Source organism: Dehalococcoidia bacterium (assembly GCA_041653995.1).
Classification (GTDB): domain Bacteria; phylum Chloroflexota; class Dehalococcoidia; order GIF9; family UBA5629; genus CAIMUM01.
On record JBAZEK010000001.1, the window covers coordinates 29,490 to 45,978 of the forward strand.

The window sequence follows — 16,489 nt, forward strand, 5'->3', positions numbered from 1 at the left end:
CTCCAGTCTACAGGCCGGCCATGCCCGCAAAATATCTGTGCAACCTGTCGTCGACGGTCAGCTCGGGATGAAAGGAGGTTGCCAGCAGCTTCCCCTGTACGGCCGTTACAATCTCGCCGCCGGGCAGCCTGGCCAGTACCTCCACACCGTCCCCTGCCTTGAATATCAGGGGAGCGCGGATAAAAACAGCGGGGAAAGGCCCCCCTTGTATACCTGATATCTGTAGTTGCGTTTCGAAGCTGTCCACCTGCCGGCCGAAGGCATTGCGCTTCACGGAGATGTCCATCAGCCCGAGAGTTTCCATGGGGTTGCCGTCCGGGTTCACCGCGCCTTTAGCCAGGCATATCATGCCGGCACAGGTACCCCAGACCGGCACACCTCTCACCGCAAGATTTTTAACCGAATCGATCAAGTCGAAGCTGTGCATCAGCTTCATCATGGTGGTGCTTTCTCCGCCCGGTATGACCAGGCCGCTGATCTGCCCCAGCTGATCGGGCAGTTTCACCTCGATTGCCCTGACGCCGATCCGTTCGAACATGAGTATGTGTTCTATGAAGGCGCCCTGAAGGGATAGAACTCCTATCATCGGATCAGGCAATTTTTGACTTGATATCGATGCAGTCATAATTTATGAGCGCCGCCCGCCTTTAAAGGCGGGCGGCGCATGGCCTCGTCTTTAGAGATGAGATTATACTACAGGACGGGCAAATATTTCTTGATCTCGTATTCCGTTACCTGGATTCTGTAATTGTTGTATTCCACTTTCTTGTTCTGGATAAAGGCGTTGAAGAGATGGTCTCCCAATGCTTTTTTGACCAGTGCGCTCTTCTCCGTTAACGCGATGGCCTCTGATAGGCTGCCGGGCAGCATTTTAATGCCGCGGCGCCTCCTCTGCTCCTCGGTCATCTGATAAACGTTCTCCTCAACCGGCGCGGGCGGCTCCAGACCTTTCTCAATGCCGTCAAGCCCTGCCGCCAGCATTACACTGAATACCAGGTAAGGGTTGCAGGCCGGATCGGGGGACCTGTACTCCATGCGGGTGGCCATCTCCCGGCCGGGTTTATACTCCGGCACCCTGATCAGGTCCGCCCTGTTGCGCCGGGCCCATGAAAGGTATACGGGCGCCTCATATCCGGGCACCAGGCGTTTATACGAGTTGACCCACTGGCTGGTCACCGAGGTTATCTCGGGAGCATGTTTGAGCAGTCCGGCGATATAGCTCCTGGCGATCTTGGACAGGTGGAAGGGGTCGTTCTTATCGAAAAAGGCGTTCCTGTCGCCCTTGAAGAGCGACTGGTGCACGTGCATGCCGCTGCCGTTCTCGCCGAATATGGGCTTGGGCATAAACGTTGCATAGACACCGTTCTCCATGGCTACCTGCTTGACCACCAACCTGTAGGTCATAACGTTGTCCGCCATGGTGAGCGCATCTGTGTAGCGCATATCGATCTCATGCTGGCTGGGCGCGACCTCGTGGTGCGAATACTCGATGCCGATGCCCATCTCCTCGAGCGCCAGCACCGTCTGCCTGCGCAGGTCGACCGCCATATCCAGCGGGACCAGATCGAAGTAGCCGCCGGAATCGAGTATCTCGGTGCCGCCGCTGTTCTTGAAATAGAAGAACTCCAGCTCGGGGCCCACGTAGAAAGTGTAGCCCAGGTCGGCGGCGCGCTTTAGATTTTGCTTGAGGATGAACCTTGGATCTCCTTCAAAAGGTGTGCCCTCCGGCTTGTAGATGTCACAGAACATGCGCCCGACCGACTGCTCCTTGGGCCTCCACGGCAGCAGCTGGAACGTGTCGGGGTCCGGCAGGGCGATCATATCGCTCTCGTCTATGCGGGCATAGCCCTCAATGGACGACCCGTCGAAGCCCATGCCTTCCTCCATGGCACGCTCAAGCTCCTCGATTGTGATGGAAAAACTCTTGAGGAAGCCAAGTATGTCGGTGAACCACAGGTTGATGAATTTTATATCGTGCTCCTTTGCCATCTTGAGCACGTATTCAACCGCTTCCGCCCGGTCTTTCTTTGCCATGAATTTCCTCCTGATAATTATTTCTTTTACCCGGCAGTTTTTATTCTCATAATCTGCAGGCAAGTATTAATTTAACAGCCATTTGTTACAAACAGATTAAATTTTGGGGAGAAAGCCGTTATTGCCCCGTGATTATGCCATATTTTGACCATTGTTTATACATTTTAGTAAAAATTTCTGTCATTTTGCGGTTATGCAGATTTCACCATTATCGCTGGTCCGAACCCTCAGAGCGTTCTCGACAGGTAATACGAAAATCATTCCGTCTCCTTCCCGCCCGGTGCGGGCCGCCTGGCAGATGATGTCCAGGGCTGTCTGGCATTCCTCATCTGCAAGCACCAACTCGATTTTCACCTTGGGCAGGAAGTCGACGCGATATTCACCGGCCCTCCATTGCAGGGCAATGCCCTTCTGGCGGCCACGGCCGCTGACATTTGTCACGGTCATGCCCAGCATCCCTCTGGCGGACAGGGCATCCTTGATAGAGTCCAGCTTTTCAGGTCTGATGATAGCTTCTATTTTTTTCATTATGAAACACCTCCATAAGCAGTTTCGCCATGCTGTGATATATCGAGACCAACAGCTTCCTCCTCTTCTTTCACGCGCAGTCCCATGGTCGATTTGAGAGCCTTCGCCAGCAGCCACGACACCCCGAAGGCGTAAACAGCGGTGGCTGCGATGGCCGACATCTGAATCAGCACCTGTTTCCAGTTCCCGTCGATCAGTCCGGAACCGGCGCTATTGACGGCTGTGGTGGCGAATATGCCGGTGGCCAGGGCGCCCCATGTCCCGCCCATGCCATGGCAGGCGAAGACATCCAGCGATTCATCCACTCCGGATGACTTTGCCCTCCAGACCATCACGTAATAGGAGATAGCGGCGCCGATTGCACCGATAGGAATCGCGGCCCAGACGGGCACGAAACCTGCAGCCGGTGTAATGGCCACCAGTCCCACCACCGCACCGGTAGCTGCACCCAGCACCGAGGGACGGCGATTGATCCAGCCGAGTATCATCCAGGTAAATCCTGCCGCCGCGGCTGCAGTATTGGTAGCAATGAAAGCGCTGGAGGCAAGCCCTCCGGCGGTCAGGGCGCTGCCGGCATTGAAGCCGAACCATCCGAACCAGAGCAGGGCTGCGCCCAGCACGACATAAGGTATATTGTTGGGCTCCATGGATTCGCCTTCCTTGAATCCTATGCGAGGGCCCAGCACCAGCGCGAGGGCCAGGGCGGATATTCCGGCGTTGACGTGGACCACGGTGCCGCCGGCGAAATCGAGTGCGCCTAACTTAACCAGCCAGCCGCCGCTTCCCCATACCCAGTGGGCGACCGGACAATAAACCAGGGTAAACCAGAGAGCCGCAAAGGCCAGCAGCGCACCGAACTTGATACGTTCCACAACGGCGCCTGTCCAGAGCGCCACTGTGATAATGGCGAACGTGGCCTGAAAGGCTACAAATGCGAGCTGGGGTACTGTGCTTGCGTAAACAGGGGAAGGATCCTGGCCGACGCTGGCAAGCCCGAACCATGAGAAATCGCCCACCAGCCCCTTAACATCGGGACCGAAGGCCATGGTGTATCCGTAGAGGACCCATAATATGGATATCATACAGAGGATAGCGAAGCTCATCATAATGGTGGAGAGCAGGTTTTTCCTCCTGACCATGCCACCATAGAAAAAGGCCAGAGCGGGGGTCATGAGCAGTACAAGTGCAGTTGATGTGAGCAGCCAGGCGGTATCGCCGGAATTCATGGTTAACCTCCTTAAAGTAATGATATAAGGAAGTTTAAAGCAGGCCTGTTTCGGGCTTATTACGGCGATGTTAAGATCATGTTACGGGGGCTATTTGGCTGAGCCGGATTCCTTGAATTTATAGCCGATATTTCTGACTGTTTCTATGAATGAGTGTACGGGATCCTCTATTTTGCTGCGCAGTCTTCTGATATGCACATCAACCGTCCTGTCTCCCCCGTAGTAATCGTAGCCCCATATCTCGTTCAGCAGCGACTCACGCGTGAAGACCTTGCCCTCGTTGGTTGCCAGTAATTTGAGCAGTTCATATTCCTTGAAGGTCAGGGCCAGCAGGCGGCCGGCCAGTTCCACCTCGCACCTCACAGGATCTATGGTCAGGTCTCCCACTTTGATTACCATGTCCCGGTCGGGCTTCGTCGTTTCGGCTATGGCGCGTCGTATTCTTGTAGACAACTCGTCCAGGTTCCAGGGCTTGATCACGAAGTCCTCAAAACCTTGCTCAAGCACCAGGTGTAATGTTGATGAAGAGACCAATGCGATGACGGGGAGCAATCTGCGCAATTTGAGCTTCCTGAACCACTTCCAGGCGGAGTCGCCGTGCGTTGATATCGAGGATATGTCTATGAGAACAGCATGAAAAGATTGACGGGCATCCTGCTGGATGACATCATCGGCGTAAATACAGGCTGTGCAGGAGAATCCCATGCGGCTCAGGCCGGCGCTAAGGTCCCTGACGCGGTCCATCTCGTTGGTAACCAGTAAAATATTGCTCACGGCACCCCGATGTTATTATAACAATTCGACGAACGGTCGCAGCCTGGATACGTCCAGCAAACCGCACATGGAGTGGTTGGACACCGTTATGCCGCTCTCAGCCACAGCTGCCGCTGCGTTCAGACCGCTGAGACAGACCAGTCCTGCCTTTTCAGGATTGAAAGGTATCTCACAGATCTTTTCACCCGGCCTGGCCAGGAATGCCTGCGTGATAAGGCCGCTGTTCTTCATCCGCTGCAGCAGCTCATCGGCTCTGCTGAAGGACAGCATGGGTATTTCACAATAGTCGGCCAGCACCTTGCCGTTACCATCAGATGCGGCTTGAATGACGTCAGTCATCCTGCCGGCGATAAAGATATCGGAAGGATCGATTGTCGAGCCTGTGAACTCGACCAGGTCAACAAATCTGAAAGGGTGACCTTCCTTTATCTGCAGCAGGCCCCCAAAACGCGCATAAACAGGTATGCCAGATTTAAGCAGGCAGCCGTTCACAGCAACATTGCATATAGTGGCCAGCCCGACCTGGCCCGCAGGAACCACGAGGCCGCCGAGGTTGTTGCCTTCACCGGCCAACGCTACCAGGCTGGATGAGGACAGCCCGGAGTCAAATACGGCCTTCATGATTTTCAATACTGCGGGGAACTGGTCGCGGTAGAAGAGTGATACATCTACCGGTATGCGTCCTGTCCCTGAACGCAGGCCAACATTGGTCTGATAGGCCAGGCGCTCTATCCTGGATCCGATAAAACCGATCTTGTCGGTGACCAGCGAGTTTCTTAATTCCTCGAGGCCGGGCACCGTAATAGTGCGGCCATCCTTGTGACCCGCTGAGCGCGTCAGGCCGCGTTCATCCATTATTTTGAGGTGATAACGCACAGCCCGTTCGCCCAGGTAGATGCCCTGTTCCTCCAGCAGGCCCGATATCATGCGGCTGCCCATGGGCGCCTGCGCATCGCTGAGTATCTTAAGTATGGCTGTGATCTTTCTTTCTACATCGCGCGTTTCCTGTCCAATCATATCTTGATCACCTCACTGCAGCCTCACTGGTATCCCTTTTGCGGCCAGGTATTCTTTGGTCTGCCTGATCGAAAACTCCCTGTAATGAAATATGCTGGCGGCCAGCACTGCGTCCGCCTTGCCGAGGGACAGTGCCTGGTACAGGTGCTCCAGCGTGCCGGCACCGCCACTGGCGATGACCGGCACGGTCACCAGTTCGCTGACCGCGCGATTGAGCTCGTTATCGTAACCCGACCTATGCCCATCGGCATCCCAGCTGGTCAGCAATATCTCGCCCGCGCCAAGGTCGACCGCCTTTTCAATCCATTTCAATACATCGATGCCGGTAGGCTTGCGGCCGCCATGCGTGCAGACCTCCCAGGCGGCAGTGCTGTCATTGGTTAATCGCCGGGCATCCACCGCCAGCACCATGCATTGCCTGCCGAAAATGGCGGCGCCCTCCCTGAGCAGTCCGGGATTCTGTACGGCGGCGGTATTGATAGACACTTTGTCGGCGCCTGCCTTTAACATACGCCGCATATCCTCTATGGTGCGCAGTCCGCCGCCCACACATAGCGGAACAAAGACCTGTTTGGCCACGTTTTCAACTACGTGAACCATGGTTTCCCTGCCTTCGGGTGTTGCCCCTATGTCCAGGAAAACCAGTTCATCCGCTCCTTCGCCGTAATAGAAAGCTGCCTGTTCTACCGGGTCTCCGGCATCGCGCAGATTGGTGAAGCTCGTGCCTTTGACCACGCGTCCGCCCGTTACGTCGAGGCACGGTATAATACGTTTGGTCAACATCTGATTCTGATCATAGCAGGCTATATTTCAGGAAGTTTGAGTACATCCTGAGTCCAGGCTCCCCGCTTTTTTCGGGGTGGAATTGAGTTGCGAAAAGGTTGTCGTTAATAATCATGGAGCAGAACTCGAGGCCGTATTCCGTTGTTCCGGCAATAACGGAACGGTCCATCGGCCGGGCATAATAGCTGTGCACAAAATAGAAATTGGTATTATCCGGAATGCCGGTGAAGATAGGGTGAGCATGAATCTGTTTGACCTGGTTCCATCCCATGTGCGGTATCTTTAATCCGGCGGGAAGCATGCAGACCCTGCCGGGTATAATGCCCAGGCATTTGTATTCGCCGCCTTCCTCTGTGGCGTCGAGCAGCACCTGCAGGCCCACACAGATGGCGAAGAGCGGCTTTTTTAAATCAACCAGCTTCTTTACGCACTCATCAATTCCGGCGGCCGACAAGCTTTTCATCGTATCGGCGGCCGCGCCAACGCCGGGCAGGAACACGGCGTCGGCATTGAGGATTGCAGATGCGGAACCAGTGACAGTGGGCCGATGGCCAAGGTTCACCAGGGCGTTAACCACGCTGCCGATGTTGCCGGCGCCGTAGTCGATCACGGCAATTATTTTTGTATCTTTGCCCATAGCACTTCCATCTCATAGTACCAGCGGTATACGGAAACCTGTTGCCGTAATTTTAACATTATGAAACGTTGATGTCAATACAAATCAGTATATAAGCCCGGGTATTCAGCCGGGCTATTATTTCAAGAAGCAGATCGCCTTCTGGCTCTTAGGGTCAGCCAGTATTTGTACGTACTGTCCTTGGGATACAGATGGAACGTCTATCAAGCTTATTATTTCTGCGAATTCGGCCAATTCCGGAAATATTATAGTCAGTATATTTGTGGATTTTTCAAAAAACTCGTTATTGTAGGAAGTCTCGCTATTACCCGGATACAGGGGCAGATAGATGATTTGAGATTCAACCAGATCCTGGAAGAAATGCGTGCCGTATGATACTTCGGGCACATGACCCATTTCCTCGCGAGCGATTTCAACCAGCACGGATGTGTTGCTGATGTCCGCATAGCCGACATTAACACCCAGGTCAACGTTGCTGCTGCCCCAGCGACCGGGCCCCATCATTATGATTTTCCCTTCTCTGACCGCCGGATGTTTATTGATACGGCCAACGATGCGACCCACGGATTTTTTAATTTCCGGAGAACCGATCCGGCTGTATTTCCAGGGATCTATGTATAAAATGTACCTCAAATTTGAGGCCAGCCCGCCGCTGATAAACTTTTTTGCCTTAAACAAAACACGTTCATGCGGTATGTTGTCAGGTATTGTAATTGTTCCTGATGTTCCCGGAACCTGCAAAGACCGGCACTGCAGCAGATTGATCTTGATCTCACCGTCTGCCGTGATATGGGCGGTAAACTCCACATCCACGGGATGTCCCTGGGCGGACTCCAGTTTCATCAGCATATCGCTCATAATCCTGATGAAGGGAGTTTTTCTCAGCAGAGAATCAAATGTTAGAACCAGGCTGTCGCCCGATCCATGGGGACACTTGCCGATAATGGCGCGTGGGAAGCCGTCCTGCATGATCGACGCTATTAAATTAAGATTGGGATAATCGCCGTCATCCAGGATTTCCGCTATCGGCAGGGTGATTAACTCGTTGAGCTTGATATCGAGCAAATCGATGTTATGCTGAGAGTATTTGGCGATTTTGGCGCCGATCTCGGGCCGCAAATCGGGGTGGCTGACGGCGATCATCCTGGTATAATCTCCGCTTACGCGGTTAACAGCACGTGTGCCCAGGCCGAAAACCAGCCGCAGCATTCCTCGCCGGGGGTCTATGCGATTTGTCCACGCATAAAGATTCTTGGAGAAGGCTACGCCGGCCATGGTGGGGAAAAAGAAGTTCTTGTATGGCATGCCCGATACACGCTGTACCAGTATTGCCATCTGTTCATCGTTCTCACCCAGGCCCTGGTTCTGTCTGTATGTGAGGGCATCGGGATTCAATGCGCTGGCATAAACGAGTTTAACTGCACGTAGAAACGCCTCCATCCTCTCGTCAGGGGTTCCCTGATTGGCGCAGAATTCGCTGCGGTATTTGCCGGCGAAAGCATTCCCGAAGCTGTCTTCAAGCAGGCTGCTGGACCTGACGATAATCGGAGCCTGACCGAAATAGTCCAGCATATCGCGGAATTGTTCCATTATCTCCTGCGGGAATTTACCCTCGACAAAGCGCCTCTCGATCTCCTCGAATTCTTCAGGGGATATCTGCCAATCTCTGGTGAGCTGCAGCCGCAGTTGAAAAAGGTGGTTGTTGACCAGAAATGTAAAAAAGACGTCGGAACCTATATAGAATGAATCATGCGCCTCCAGAGCTCGAGAAAAGTCGATTTCGCCGCTCTCCGCCGTTAAAATACGCCGGGCCAGCAACATGCCGGCGGCTTTGCCGCCGATGCGGCCGGAGCCTATCAGCCTATTCCTTATATTAATAAGGTCATCGGCCGTCAGATATTTGTCGGCGAGTTTGGTGAAAGAGGGCTGATCGCTGATCATCATACGGGAGAGCTCATGTTTAAGCGGTATTATTTCCTCCATCTGTCTGGGAGAATCCGGATCTGCCGATTGATACTGCAACAGTTTTGTGTAGACGCTTTCCCATGGAGCAATGGAAGTGAAGGCTATGCTGAGAGGTTGCCTGTGTGCGGTCGAGGAGACGGCAGCCGCCTCACCGCTCTGAAATACAGGGACCCAATTGTCCTGGGTGATCAGGTGGGGCAAAAACATCTGCGCTGAGTAGCGCTCCCACACTTTAAGCGGGTGTATATATGTTGCGTCGTTAACATGGTACACATCGATCAGTATTTGTGTTGTTTCCCGTATCCTGGCCACCACCGAGTGTGTATGCTTTCCCCTGGTTAAACCGAAATACGCTACCGGCCCGAGCTCAAAAATATACGGGCAGGTCACCTGGAAGAAATTGGCCAGCAGCTCGTCGGTGGCCCACTGCGCGACGAGCGAGGACAGGTTGTCGAAAATATAGCATGCAGTATGGCTGTTTTTCGCTATTATGTTATGTATCTGTCCGCTGAAAGCATCGAATCCGGGTTTGGGGTCGATTTCTATAATCTTCAGCTTCTGTCCCGGTATTAAAATCGGAGGGTGTGAGGCAAAACGCAGGTAGATACAGCTATGACCGTCGGCTATCGACCGGTTGGCAAACGACTGTGCGAAGGATGCGTAATCTTCCAGGTTGTCGATCTGCCAGACCAGGTTATCCCCGGCGCGGACCTCCTGGATCAGCTCGTCTAATGCATCGATTCCGCTGCTTAATTTTAAAGGCTGTGTTTTCTTTCTCATGATTGCTACTTGTTAGAGTAATTTCCACGCCCGGCCGGTGCAGCAATTGCTTCAACTCACAACAGGAGTGATTTAATCCGTCAGTTTTACAGTCTCTCTTAGAAAGGATATAATAATAATAGCCTTTAAGCCAGTCCAGTGAGGCTGGTAAGGAGAAAATGGTGGTCTATTTTTATGCTCCAGGATTCCAGCCTGGGGCTGTTTTTTTGCACCTCTCGCACGTTCGGTGCGGGAGGTTCTTTTATTTGAGGGCATACCATGAGTAATAAAGCCATACTCGTTCTGGAAGACGGCACTATTTACAGGGGCGATGCTTTCGGCGCCGAAGAGACCGCCTTCGGTGAAATAATCTTTATCACGAGCATGACCGGTTATCAGGAGATGCTGACCGATCCGTCTTTTGCCGGCCAGATCGTGGTGCCGACTTTTCCGCTGATAGGCAATTATGGTATCAACCTTGATGATGTCGAGTCGGCAAAAATTCAGGTCAGAGGCTTTGTTGTCAGAGAGTACTGCCCGATACCCAGCAACTGGCGGAGTATGGCGACTGTGGATGAGTATCTGAAAACGGGAAATATTCCCGGCCTCAGCGGTATCGACACGCGCAGCTTAACCAGACATATACGCTCCAGGGGGGTCATGATGGGGATATTGACATCCGAATTGACCGGCAGTGAGGCGCTGCATGAGTTGAAACAATTGCCTTCTTACGGGGACACCGATTTTGTCAAGGAAGTGAGCGCTAAAGAGCCTTTTGAATGGAGCTCAGGGCAGGGGCAGCAGCATACATATAATATCGTAGTCGTTGATATGGGTTTGAGATTTAATATAGCACGCATACTGAGTCGGCTCGGCTGCCGTGTGACTGTTGTCCCCTGCACTATTTCCTGCGTGGATTTACTCGCCATGGAACCGGACGGAATAGTTCTTTCGCCCGGCCCCGGAAATCCTGCTTTGCTGGACTACGCCATCGAGAATATCAAGGGGCTGCTGGGTAAAAAACCGATTTTGGGAATATGCCTTGGCCACCAGCTCATAGGCCGGGCTTTCGGCGCCGATACGTTCAAGCTCAAATTCGGACACAGAGGGGCCAACCATCCTGTCTTAGACCTGGCCACGGGTAAAGTGCATATCACTTCACAAAATCATGGATATGCAATAGACACAGATAGCCTTAAGGGAGGATTACAGGTCAGCCACATAAATTTGAATGATGGCACTATCGAAGGTTTAAAACACAGTTCCATGCCGATTACTACAATACAGTATCACGCGGAAGGCTCCCCCGGTCCACAGGACAATACGTATATATTCGATGGATTTTTGCAGATGATCAAAGAGGGACGCAGGTGATAGATGTCTGAGCTCTCCAAGGTGCTGGTTATAGGATCAGGTCCTATCATCATAGGCCAGGCGGCTGAATTCGACTATGCGGGCACCCAGGCGTGCAAGTCGCTGCGGGAAGAGGGGATAACCACGGTGCTGGTTAACTCCAATCCTGCAACGATAATGACCGATGAAGGCATAGCCGACATAGTGTATATCGAACCGCTGACTGCGGATGTACTGGCAAGGATAATCGAACGGGAAAGGCCCGAGGGGCTGTTGCCAACACTTGGCGGTCAAACCGGCCTTAACCTGGCTGTGGAACTGGCCGATACGGGAATACTGGATAAATACAACGTCCGCATGTTAGGCACGCCCTTGGAAACCATTAAAAAAGCAGAGGAGAGGTCGTTATTCAAGCGGCTTATCCAGGAGATCGGTGAGCCGATCCCGGAAAGCGTAACGGTCAATTCCGTCGGCGAAGCCAGGGATTTTGCCTCGACCATCGGATTACCGCTGATAGTCAGGCCTTCCTATACGCTGGGTGGCACCGGCGGCGGCATCGTTTATTCCATGGCCGAACTGGAGTCCACAGTGGAGAACGGGCTGGCATCGAGTATGAGCCATCAGGTGCTGGTCGAGAGATGCCTGCTGGGCTGGAAAGAGATTGAATATGAAGTCATGCGCGATGCGGCCGACAACTGCATCACTATCTGCAATATGGAGAATATCGATCCGATGGGCGTCCATACGGGCGACAGCATAGTCGTGGCGCCCAGTCAGACGCTGACCGACAGGGAATACCAGATGCTCCGGTCGGCCAGCTTGAAGATAATACGGGCGCTGCGCATCGAAGGCGGCTGCAACATACAGTTCGCTTTAACCCCGAGCCCGGTAGTCGCCAGGAAATGGGCGCCGGACCAGCTGAATATAGTTAAAAGCCAGTACTATATTATCGAGGTGAATCCCCGCGTCAGCCGCAGCTCGGCCCTGGCCAGCAAGGCTACGGGCTATCCCATAGCCAGGGTTGCCGCCAAGATCGCTGCGGGCAAGCGGCTCGATGAGATACCCAACCGGGTAACCGGAAAAACAATGGCCGTCTTCGAACCTGCGCTGGATTATTGCGTAATCAAGATCCCGCGCTGGCCGTTCGATAAATTCGCCGGGGGCGACAGGACCCTTGGAAGCCAGATGAAGGCCACCGGTGAGGTGATGGCTATCGAGCGCTGTTTTGAAGCCGGGCTGCAGAAAGCGGTGCGCTCACTGGAGATGGGCAGAAAATCTCTCCTGTGGGAAGACAAAAACTGGGGCAACACCAGCGAATATGGGAAATATCCGCTTCACGCCAATGACATGAGGTTGTGGGCCTTGATGGCGGCGCTGAGAAGAAAAGTGGGGCCGGAACAGCTTGCAGAACAAACGGGAATCGACCCGTGGTTCATACATAAAATGGCCAATATCGTTAAGCTGGAGCAACGGCTGTTATCTGAGGAATTGAATCCCGAATTGCTGAGGCAGGCCAAGCGTCTCGGTTTCTCGGACGAACAAATTTCAACCCTGGGAGATACATTGCCGGACCAGGTGCGCCAATTGAGAAACCGCTGGAACATAAAACCGGTATATAAAATGGTGGATACATGCGCGGCAGAGTTTGATGCCGAGACCCCCTATTTTTACAGCACGTACGAGATTGAAAATGAGGCTGAGTCCCTGGAAGATAATAAGGCGGTCGTGATCGGCAGCGGGCCTATTCGCATCGGACAGGGGATTGAGTTCGATTATTGCAGCGTCCATTCCGCCTGGGCGCTTAAAGAAGCCGGCTATAAAAGTATAATGGTCAATTCAAATCCTGAAACCGTTTCAACTGACTTCGACACCAGCGACCGGCTTTATTTTGAGCCTCTCGACGAGGAAAGTGTCCTCGATATACTTGAGAATGAGAATTCAAAATTACTGGTCAGCACCTTTACTCCCTCGGTGCTGCAATTCGGGGGGCAGACTGCGATCAACCTGGCTGCTTCGCTGTCCAGAAACAATTCACCTATCCTGGGTTCCAATGCGGAGATAATCGACCTGGCGGAAGACAGGCGCAGATTCGAGGATTTCCTTAACCACCTGGGTATCCCGCAGCCGCCCGGAACCGGTGTAACTGCGTTAAGCCAGGGGCAGGAGGTGGCCAGGACGCTGGGCTATCCGGTGCTGGTCAGGCCGAGTTATGTGCTTGGCGGCAGGGGTATGGAGATAGTGCAGAACCAGGAGGAATTAACCAGGTATATGGGGCAGGCTCTCGAAATTGATGAACGCCATCCCGTTCTGATCGATAAGTATTTCGAAGGCAAAGAGGTGGAGGTTGATGCGGTATGCGACGGGGTCGATGTCTTAATTCCCGGGATTATGGAACATATTGAACGGACCGGTGTGCACAGCGGTGATTCAATAGCCGTGTATCCGGCTCTGGGATTGTCAGAAAACGAGGTTAATACCCTGATTGATTACACCGTCAGAACCGGGCTGGCGCTGGGTATAAAGGGCCTGATGAACATTCAGTATGTTATCATGCGGAGCGGAGCCGGGCAGACGTCGTCCATATACATGCTGGAGGTAAATCCGCGCGCCAGCCGGACGATACCGTTTATCTCCAAGGTTACGGGGGTCCCCATGGTGCGCATCGCTACCAAAGTGATGCTGGGGATCAGTCTTTCGGAGCAGGGGTACGAAACGGGTTTGTGCAAGGAAAAGGCTTTAGTCAGCGTTAAGGCTCCTGTCTTTTCCATGTCGAAATTGACGAGGGTTGATACCTATCTCAGCCCGGAGATGAAATCCACCGGTGAAGTCATGGGAATCGATCTGACATATGAAGCTGCCCTGGCCAAGGCATTGATCGCCGCAGGACTTATGCTGCCTCCTCAGGGGACGCTCCTGTTCAGTATCGCGGACAAGGACAAAGTGGAAGCGCTGCCCATAATAAAGGGATTCTATGCGCTGGGTTACCAGATATACGCAACCAGGGGCACCGCCGCTATGATCAGTGAACATGGCATGAACGTTAATGCGGTCAGCAGGAAACTGAGCGAAGGACATCCCAATATCATTGAAATTATAAACAGCGGCTCTGTGGTTGGCGTGATCAACACGATCACCGGCGGTCGAATTCCCATGCAGGACGGTTTTCATATCCGCCGTGCTTCCACCGAGAGGCGTATCCCATGTTTCACTTCGCTGGATACGGCAGGCGCCGTTCTGAAAGTCTTATCTCAGGGCACGCAGAACATTAATATTAAACCGCTGCATGAATATGTAAGGCCGTAAAGCCTGATACATATCAATTCGATCGTGCCTGCGATCTCGCTGTATCGAGCAGATCCGATATCAGCCGTTTATTGATCGCGGTCCTTATTCTCAGGGAGTCGGGACCCCGGCTTGTGGATGGTTTTTTCGACCAGTTCAAATAGTATGAGGGTGAAAAGGGCAATAAGCAGGAGCAGTAACAGGGTCTGGAGGAATTCCTTGTGTACCAGGAACATTATGATGAATATCTCCAGCATTAAAACGGCTGTCTCGACAACCTTGCGGCGCACCATGTTGTCGATGATGAAGGAGAACATAATCACCTCTACCCAGCCCTCTGTGATCACGTTGACTGTGATGGTATCCCAGGTAAGCATGCCCGCGGGCAGCGTAAATGACATCCAGTGCAGGAAAAAGAAGGTGAAAATCGACTCCGGTATATACGATAAAGTGATGGCGAGGAAGGTCGGCATGCGTCCCCGCAGCAGGCCACAGAAAAAACCGGTTATGGATTTACCGAGTATGATGGCCAGGCCGTACACGGGGCCGTAGATGCCGAAGACCGCCAGGTGAAAATAGGGGTATATAGAGGAAAGCGCGGCTGTCAGCAGGCCGTACCAGGGCCCGAATGTGATGGCGATGGCGAAGGTGGCCAGGTGTGAAAAATCGAATGTTACCTGGGGATTGAGGGGTGTGAGCATGCTGGAGAGAAAAGACAGCAGGTTTCCCAGCACTGCAGCGGCAAGGGAGATACCCAGCTTCTGGGCTTTCTCGCTCTTAAAGAAAACAACAACCTGCTGCATCTTCGACATGAGACTTTGCTCTCAGTATAACATTTTTCCTATTCATAAAGTCCGCGTTTACGGTTATCTTCAACGATGAGGTTGTACTCCTTATCCACATCTATGCCCCGGTCCCTCAAAACACGGTCCATCATCTCAACTGAATGCGTGAGGTCGAGAAAGCGATTCAGCCACGCTTTCGGGTCGTCCGGGCTTTTCTCATAATCTTCCGCCAGCTGGTTGTATTCCTCGGTGATCTTGTTGAATTCGACTGCAGGATCGAACTGTCCCTTGATGCGCGGGAACCTGAACAGCTCCTTGACCTTGCCCAGATGGCGGCGGAAGATGAATTTATCGACATACCAGAAAACGCATGCCAGCATTAGCTGGTTGAGCAGGAAGGCCGGGAAATCGGGTATGCCCAGCTGTTGCCTCAGCAATACCTGGAGCAGGGCTCCGGCAATGCCGGAAAGAAGTATCCAGCGGCCGAAGACGTAGATGAACCACTCCCTTGAAAACATGTCATTCTCCCTTTATTCAAACTTGCTTTTGATTGTAGCCTACAGAATAGCTTTTAAACGGTCAAGGATGTCGCATTCAACATTAAAGATCATACGAAAAGGCGGCCGGTGAATGCGAATTCAGGGTAATCGCACGCCGGACACCTGTCTGGATCGAGGCCCATATATTCTACCTCGATTTCGATCGGGTGCTTTTCTTAGCTGCAGTCTTACCTTCTAACATACCCGAGAGAATTTTGGCATTTTCGTCCATGCGTTTTTTATTGGCGCCCACATAATCCGCTGCGTTGTAACTGATTACATGGGATAATTTCACGAGCTCATCAAGCTCTTTCTGATTAAGGTTTCCAAAGACTACTTCCAGAACTTCATTTATGTTAGGGGACAGGCTTTTTAAAAGCTCAATGCCCTGCCTGGTTAACTCAACCTCAATAGACCGTCTATCACTTTTCGAACGTCTTCTTGTTACCAGTTTACGTTTGTGCAGTTTATCAACCAGGGGGCTGATTGAATGGGTGTCAATCGGCAGTACTTTTGAAATCTCCGTCGGCGACATGGGGCGCTTGTTATAAAAAAGCGCCTGCAGGGCCGTTATCTGAGAAACCGTCATCTTTGCCGGGCTCAGGCTTTTTTCCAGCGCTTTTACCCAGGTGTTCCAGGCCTGGGCAAAATTGACGATAGTCCACATATATTTTGTGGGAGGAGCCAGCTGCACCAGGTCAGCATATTCTTTTTTTTGAATATTCATTGAACGAATATCCTTATCAAAAACAATCTAGTATCGACAATTTACACTTATGTTATCAACATAAGCTGGATCAAGTCAAA

14 protein-coding genes are annotated in these 16,489 nt (G+C 52.6%); 2 read left to right on the top strand and 12 right to left on the bottom strand.

Translation table 11 applies throughout. From position 1 onward, the window contains the following. Positions 1-7 precede the first annotated feature (7 nt). The 9 genes from pdxT to WC359_00200 all read right to left on the bottom strand — a co-directional run bounded on the left by pdxT (position 8) and on the right by WC359_00200 (position 9,744). Complete coding sequence (gene pdxT, locus WC359_00160; protein MFA5398848.1) at positions 8-625, bottom strand: pyridoxal 5'-phosphate synthase glutaminase subunit PdxT; 618 nt, start codon at positions 623-625, stop codon at positions 8-10. 68 nt (positions 626-693) lie between these two features. Continuing rightward, the gene (locus tag WC359_00165; protein MFA5398849.1) at positions 694-2,034 is read right to left on the bottom strand and encodes a glutamine synthetase family protein; all 1,341 of its coding nucleotides are present in this window, start codon (positions 2,032-2,034) and stop codon (positions 694-696) included. A gap of 180 nt (positions 2,035-2,214) precedes the next feature. Then, complete coding sequence (locus tag WC359_00170) at positions 2,215-2,562, bottom strand: P-II family nitrogen regulator (GenBank protein MFA5398850.1); 348 nt, start codon at positions 2,560-2,562, stop codon at positions 2,215-2,217. Further along, on the bottom strand, positions 2,562-3,788 hold the full coding sequence (locus WC359_00175; GenBank protein ID MFA5398851.1) for an ammonium transporter: 1,227 nt from the start codon (positions 3,786-3,788) through the stop codon (positions 2,562-2,564). The genes WC359_00170 and WC359_00175 overlap by 1 nt, the downstream gene beginning before the upstream one ends. 90 nt (positions 3,789-3,878) lie before the next feature. Beyond that, the gene (locus tag WC359_00180; GenBank protein ID MFA5398852.1) at positions 3,879-4,562 is read right to left on the bottom strand and encodes a response regulator transcription factor; all 684 of its coding nucleotides are present in this window, start codon (positions 4,560-4,562) and stop codon (positions 3,879-3,881) included. Positions 4,563-4,577: 15 nt separating this feature from the next. Beyond that, positions 4,578-5,579 carry an NrpR regulatory domain-containing protein gene (locus WC359_00185; GenBank protein ID MFA5398853.1) on the bottom strand — a complete coding sequence of 334 codons (1,002 nt, stop codon included), beginning with the start codon at positions 5,577-5,579 and terminating at the stop codon, positions 4,578-4,580. Positions 5,580-5,591: 12 nt separating this feature from the next. Further along, on the bottom strand, positions 5,592-6,362 hold the full coding sequence (gene hisF / locus WC359_00190) for an imidazole glycerol phosphate synthase subunit HisF (GenBank protein ID MFA5398854.1): 771 nt from the start codon (positions 6,360-6,362) through the stop codon (positions 5,592-5,594). A gap of 10 nt (positions 6,363-6,372) precedes the next feature. Further along, positions 6,373-6,981 carry an imidazole glycerol phosphate synthase subunit HisH gene (gene hisH / locus WC359_00195; protein ID MFA5398855.1) on the bottom strand — a complete coding sequence of 203 codons (609 nt, stop codon included), beginning with the start codon at positions 6,979-6,981 and terminating at the stop codon, positions 6,373-6,375. Between the two features lie 135 nt (positions 6,982-7,116). Next, a complete protein-coding gene (locus tag WC359_00200; protein ID MFA5398856.1) occupies positions 7,117-9,744 on the bottom strand; it encodes a PEP/pyruvate-binding domain-containing protein in 2,628 nt (875 codons plus the stop codon). A gap of 258 nt (positions 9,745-10,002) precedes the next feature. On the opposite strand from WC359_00200, the gene carA reads away from it, so the two are divergent. After that, complete coding sequence (carA, locus tag WC359_00205; GenBank protein ID MFA5398857.1) at positions 10,003-11,097, top strand: glutamine-hydrolyzing carbamoyl-phosphate synthase small subunit; 1,095 nt, start codon at positions 10,003-10,005, stop codon at positions 11,095-11,097. A 3-nt stretch (positions 11,098-11,100) separates the two neighbouring features. After that, positions 11,101-14,379 (top strand): carbamoyl-phosphate synthase large subunit, encoded by a 3,279-nt coding sequence (gene carB, locus WC359_00210; protein ID MFA5398858.1) that lies wholly within the window; start codon positions 11,101-11,103, stop codon positions 14,377-14,379. A gap of 68 nt (positions 14,380-14,447) precedes the next feature. On the opposite strand, the gene WC359_00215 is transcribed toward carB, so the two are convergent. The 3 genes from WC359_00215 to WC359_00225 all read right to left on the bottom strand — a co-directional run bounded on the left by WC359_00215 (position 14,448) and on the right by WC359_00225 (position 16,409). Next, a complete protein-coding gene (locus WC359_00215; GenBank protein MFA5398859.1) occupies positions 14,448-15,170 on the bottom strand; it encodes an ECF transporter S component in 723 nt (240 codons plus the stop codon). Between the two features lie 29 nt (positions 15,171-15,199). After that, on the bottom strand, positions 15,200-15,661 hold the full coding sequence (locus WC359_00220) for a hypothetical protein (protein MFA5398860.1): 462 nt from the start codon (positions 15,659-15,661) through the stop codon (positions 15,200-15,202). Positions 15,662-15,830: 169 nt separating this feature from the next. After that, positions 15,831-16,409: a MarR family transcriptional regulator gene (locus WC359_00225; protein ID MFA5398861.1), complete on the bottom strand. Its 579-nt coding sequence runs from the start codon at positions 16,407-16,409 to the stop codon at positions 15,831-15,833. Between the last annotated feature and the right edge of the window lie 80 nt (positions 16,410-16,489).